We start from the raw sequence: 4764 nt of genomic DNA, 5'->3' as shown, positions 1-4764 counted from the left end.
CTCGATTTCTCCACACCGCACACCGGCACGACATTCTTCGCGCCAACCCGCCCCATGCTGCAGACGCTTGTCGAGGGCGGACAGGCGAAGCCTGCCGCACGGTAGGCAGGCGTCCTCAACGATTTCAGCCCGCGATCACCGCGAATTCAGCGTGCGTCGCGCTTTGCCTGTGCCACCTTGGCCGCCCTGCGCTGCCGGCCGAGTTCCATTGGCCGGACCAGATCCGGCGCCCTCTGGTTCGCCACCGGCCGCATACCCCTGCGCGCGGTGCGCGAGTTGAAGGCGGGGCCGTCCGATGCCGCCCCTTGCTTCATCACCAATGCCTTGCGCGCATTCTCGATCAGCGAAACGCTGGCGGCCAGTTGCCGGCGCCGCTCGGCCTCGCCATTCAGGCGCCGCATGGCCATGGCCAGCACCGCAAGCTTGAGCTGCGACCCGCCATCAGCCTTCGAAGGCGTAGCGCCCTTCGCCGCGCCCTTGCCCCGGATCTCACGCCGGCGGCGGTGTGCTTCGGTCTGCGCCTTGTCGCGCCGCTCCCGCAACAGCTTGACCAGGCCGGCAAGATCGGCGTCGGAGAGCTCCTGCACCGCCGGATGGTGAGACTTCTCCACCAGATCGTGTTCGTCGGCACTCAGCGCGCGCGCTTCTTCCTTGCGTGAAATCGCCATGGCATCCTCCTCCGCTGGCACGCCTGTTGGCTTCAGGCCCTGCTACCGGCCAAGCCTCGGCCCGAATGGTGGCGCGGTCAAGACTGGCCGCCTACGAACCTTGCGTCGGAAAATCGGTTAGTTTCCCGGCAAGATCTTGCCCGGGTTCATGATATCAAGCGGATCGAGCGCCTGCTTGATGGTGCGCATGATGTCGACGCCGTGGCCGAGCTCGTGGCGCAGGAAGCCGATCTTGCCCTGGCCGATGCCGTGCTCGCCGGTGCAGGTGCCGTCCATGGCGATGGCCCGCATGTTGAGCCGCGCGACGAATTTTTCCGACAGCGCGATCTCCTTGGGATCGTTCACATCCATCAGCACAAGCACGTGGAAATTGCCGTCGCCGGCATGGCCGACGATCGGCGCGATCAGGCCCATCTCGGCGATATCGGCCTCGGTTTCCATGACGCATTCGGCAAAGCGCGAGATCGGCACGCAGACATCGGTCGACAGCCCCTTGGCTCCCGGCCGCAGGGTCAGCGACGACCAGTAGGCGTCGTGCCTCGCCTTCCACAATTTGGTGCGCTCCTCGGCGACGCTGGTCCACAGGAACGGCCCGCCGCCATTTTCCTCCGCGATCATGCCGAAGGTTTCGGCCTGTTCGGCAACGCCGGCATCGCTACCATGAAACTCGACGAACAGGCACGGGCTCTCGGGATAGTCGAGCTTGGAATAATTCTTCATCGCCCGCATCTGCAAGGCGTTGACCAGTTCGATGCGCGCCACCGGGATGCCCATCTGGATCGTCGCGATGACCGCGTTGCAGGCCGCCTCGACGCTCGGAAACGGGCAGACGCCGCCGGAGATCGCCTGCGGGATGCCTTGCAGCTTCAAGGTCAGCGACGTGATGATGCCGAGCGTGCCTTCCGAGCCGACCAGCAGCCGCGTCAGATCATAGCCGGCCGAGCTCTTTTTCGCCCGCTTGCCGGTTGTCACCGTTTCGCCGTCGGCCATGACGGCGGTCAGCGACAGCACGTTCTCGCGCATCGTTCCGTAGCGCACCGCGTTGGTGCCGGAGGCCCGCGTTGCGGCCATGCCGCCCAGCGAGGCATTGGCGCCGGGATCGATCGGAAAGAACAGGCCGGTGTCGCGCAGATGCCGGTTCAAATCCTCACGGGTGACGCCGGGTTCGACCGTGCAGTCGAGATCCTGCGGATTGACCGCCAGGATACGGTTCATGCGCGATGTGTCGACCGATATGCCGCCGCCCGGTGCGTTGGTGTGACCCTCCAGCGAGGAGCCGACGCCGAAGGCGATCACCGGCACGCGGTGCGCCGCACAGGCGCGCACGATCTCCTGCACCTCGGCCGTCGTCTCGGGGAACGCAACGCCATCCGGTGCCTGCGTCGGAATGTAGGTGGTGGTATGTGCATGCTGCGAGCGGATCGCCTGGCCGGTCTGGAATCGCTCGCCGAGCTGCTGCTTGAGGATCCCGAGCACCGCAGCGATGCCTTCCTCGTTGCGTTCGACCGGGTTGAGGTCGCTCAGAGCCATGAATTCCTCCGCGAATGGACCAGCGTCCATGCTTGTTATGCGTCTATGGATGCGTAAAGCAATTCCAGGAAAAGTGTGAAGCGGTTTTCCGTCCGAAATTGCGTCAGAACAAATAGAGTCTCCGGAGCCACGCTCTGTCCAGCACCAGAACAAGGAAGTTTCGATGCCCATCCCCACTCCCTTCGTCTCGAAACCCATGGACATCGAGAAGGACTGGATCGACTACAACGGCCATCTCAACATGGCCTATTACAACGTGCTGTTCGACCGCTGCTCGGACGACGCCTTCGAGGCAATGGGCATGGGACCGAACTATGCCAGGGATCGCCGCCTCACCATCTACACCGCCGAAGTCCATGTCTGCTACGTGCAGGAGCTGCATCTCGAGCACAAGGTCACGGTCTCCTTCCAGCTCATCGACCATGACGACAAGCGGCTGCGGGCCTATCAGGAAATCCGCCATGTCGACGGCTGGCTGGCCGCGACTTCCGAATCGCTGTCGCTGCATGTCGACATGTCCGGGCCGAAGGTGGCGCCCTTCCCCGCCGATGTGCTGGCCAGGGTCGAAGACATGCGCGCCGCCCATTCGGCCCTGCCGATGCCGGAACGGGCCGGCCGCTCGATCGGCATCAAACGCAAATAGGGCGATGCCGACACGTCTCGTTTCCGGCTTCAAAGCCACACCGGCGATCTAAAATCGCAGAACCTTGCCATCGACCGGCGGCGGCGCTTGAAGCGGCGCGGCGCCCTCGTTAACCTTACCAAGGTTTTAACGGGAACAAGCCATTTGAGCCGTTGCGCGACTCAGCGGGCCGGTCGAAAACGATCTGCATCGAGGTAGCGACACGGGCGGCGCGGCGCCGGTTCGAGGAAAGTGCATGAAAACCGACATCAAGGTCGAGGTGGACAGGTTGGCTGCCGATCCGCGCATCACCGACTACGATTTCTGGCGCTCGCTCAAGAACGTCAACAATGAGATCTTCCACATCGCCAACAACAACGAGCCGATCCCGTTCGACATGATCCGCTGGCGCGCCATCCTGAAACAGGCGCGCATGAAGCGCGGCCACGCATAAGGTCCTCGAACGGAACAATCCCCGCAGGTCAAGCCTGGCGCCTCAACGCCGCCAGGGCCGAACGCGCCACCACCGGCGAGGACTGGATGATCGCCGTGTTGGTCATCGCGTAGGGAATGATGCGGTCGATCACCCGCTCGAGGTCGACCACCGACCCGACATGCGCCAGCGCGATGAAACAATCCTCTCCGGTTACGCGGTCGCATTGCACGATCTCCGGCAGTTCGCGGATGATCTCGGCCACGACGGCCAACTGCCCCGGCACTGGCCGGATGCGCAGCCATGCCGACAGCGGCAGGCCGAGTGCCGTCGGGTTGATCCTAACCGAATAGGCCTCGATGACGCCGCTTTCCTGCAGCCGCTTGATGCGCTCGGCCACACTCGGTGCCGACAGGCCCACCGAGCGTGCCAGCTCCGCCGTGCTGGTGCGCGCGTCCTTTTCCAGCAGGCGCAGGATCTTCATGTCGGCGGCATCGAGATCGGCGCTTTCAGTTCGAAGGCGCTTCATGGAAAACTCCTTTATTCCGGGAGAAAGATAGCCGAAAGAGCTAATCATCATCTATATAAATAGGCAAATCTGCCTGCGATACTGATCCGGTGGATGATCAAACGCAAGCTCTCGCGGCGACCCCTGCCCCGGGCAACTTCACCCTGGGCAAGCTGACGGAAAAACTGCCGCCGCATGTCTGGTTCGGCGTCAGCGCCGTCTTCCACTATCTCGGGCCGGCCTTCGCCGTGCTGCTTTTCCCGCATGTCGGCGTGCTCGGCATGGCGTGGCTGCGCATCGCCACGGCAGCACTCATCTTCGCACCCCTGACCCGTCCATGGCGAAGCTTCGCACGCGCCGATCGCACGACGCGGCTGCTGTTGCTGGCCTTCGGCGCCTGTCTGGCGGTGATGAACTGTTCGTTCTACCTGGCGCTCGACCGACTGCCGATCTCGCTGGTGGCGGCGATCGAATTCGTCGGCATCATCGGCGTCGCGGCGATCGGCCTCAGGAGCACGCGCAATCTCGCCGCCCTTGCCATCGCCGTCGCCGGCACCTTGCTGCTCATCGATGTCAGATGGTCCGACGATCCCATCGGGCTGTTCTGGGCCATCCTCAACGGGGCGCTGTTTGTCGGTTACATCGTACTCGGCCATCGCGTCGCCGCTTCAGGCGCCGGCAGCGGCATCGCCGGCCTGGGTGCTGCCATGGCGATCGCCTTCATCGTCGTGCTGCCGATCGGCTTCACCGATGCGCTGCCGGCCTTTTTCTCACTGCCGCTGCTGCTCGCCGCCATCGGCGTCGGCATCTGCTCGTCGGTCATTCCTTACATCTGCGACCAGCTCGCCATGTCGCGGCTGCCACGCGCGAGCTTCGCGCTGATGCTGTCGCTGCTGCCGGTCACCGCGACGCTGATCGGCGTCGTCGTGCTGCGCCAGATTCCGAGTTTTATCGATTGCCTCGGCATTGCGCTGGTGGTCGCCGGCGTCGCCTTCCACAAGCC

Annotated in this window: 6 protein-coding genes; 3 read left to right on the top strand and 3 right to left on the bottom strand. The window is 64.0% G+C overall.

The genetic code is table 11. The features are described 5' to 3' along the window. Nucleotides 1–146: 146 nt before the first annotated feature. Nucleotides 147–668: a hypothetical protein gene (locus EN994_RS18295; RefSeq protein WP_013531009.1), complete on the bottom strand. Its 522-nt coding sequence runs from the start codon at nucleotides 666–668 to the stop codon at nucleotides 147–149. Nucleotides 669–785: 117 nt separating this feature from the next. After that, the gene (locus EN994_RS18290; protein WP_013531008.1) at nucleotides 786–2198 is read right to left on the bottom strand and encodes an FAD-linked oxidase C-terminal domain-containing protein; all 1413 of its coding nucleotides are present in this window, start codon (nucleotides 2196–2198) and stop codon (nucleotides 786–788) included. Nucleotides 2199–2361: 163 nt separating this feature from the next. Here EN994_RS18290 and EN994_RS18285 point away from each other — a divergent pair, with 163 nt between their 5' ends. Next, nucleotides 2362–2841, top strand: a complete 480-nt coding sequence (locus EN994_RS18285; RefSeq protein ID WP_013531007.1) for a thioesterase family protein — start codon at nucleotides 2362–2364, stop codon at nucleotides 2839–2841. Nucleotides 2842–3076: 235 nt separating this feature from the next. Continuing rightward, the gene (locus EN994_RS18280; RefSeq protein ID WP_013531006.1) at nucleotides 3077–3274 is read left to right on the top strand and encodes a hypothetical protein; all 198 of its coding nucleotides are present in this window, start codon (nucleotides 3077–3079) and stop codon (nucleotides 3272–3274) included. 28 nt (nucleotides 3275–3302) lie between these two features. Here the strand turns inward: EN994_RS18280 and EN994_RS18275 are convergent, their stop codons facing one another. Then, nucleotides 3303–3782 (bottom strand): Lrp/AsnC family transcriptional regulator, encoded by a 480-nt coding sequence (locus EN994_RS18275; protein ID WP_013531005.1) that lies wholly within the window; start codon nucleotides 3780–3782, stop codon nucleotides 3303–3305. A 143-nt stretch (nucleotides 3783–3925) separates the two neighbouring features. On the opposite strand from EN994_RS18275, the gene EN994_RS18270 reads away from it, so the two are divergent. Then, nucleotides 3926–4764 (top strand): DMT family transporter (locus EN994_RS18270; RefSeq protein ID WP_164745994.1); only part of this gene is annotated, 839 nt, incomplete at its 3' end.

The sequence above is a fragment of the Mesorhizobium sp. M7A.F.Ca.CA.002.09.1.1 genome (genome assembly GCF_003998555.1).
In the GTDB taxonomy this organism is placed as follows: domain Bacteria; phylum Pseudomonadota; class Alphaproteobacteria; order Rhizobiales; family Rhizobiaceae; genus Mesorhizobium; species Mesorhizobium ciceri.
Note: the sequence above shows the minus strand (reverse complement) of the source record. Positions and strands in the feature narration are given on the sequence as shown.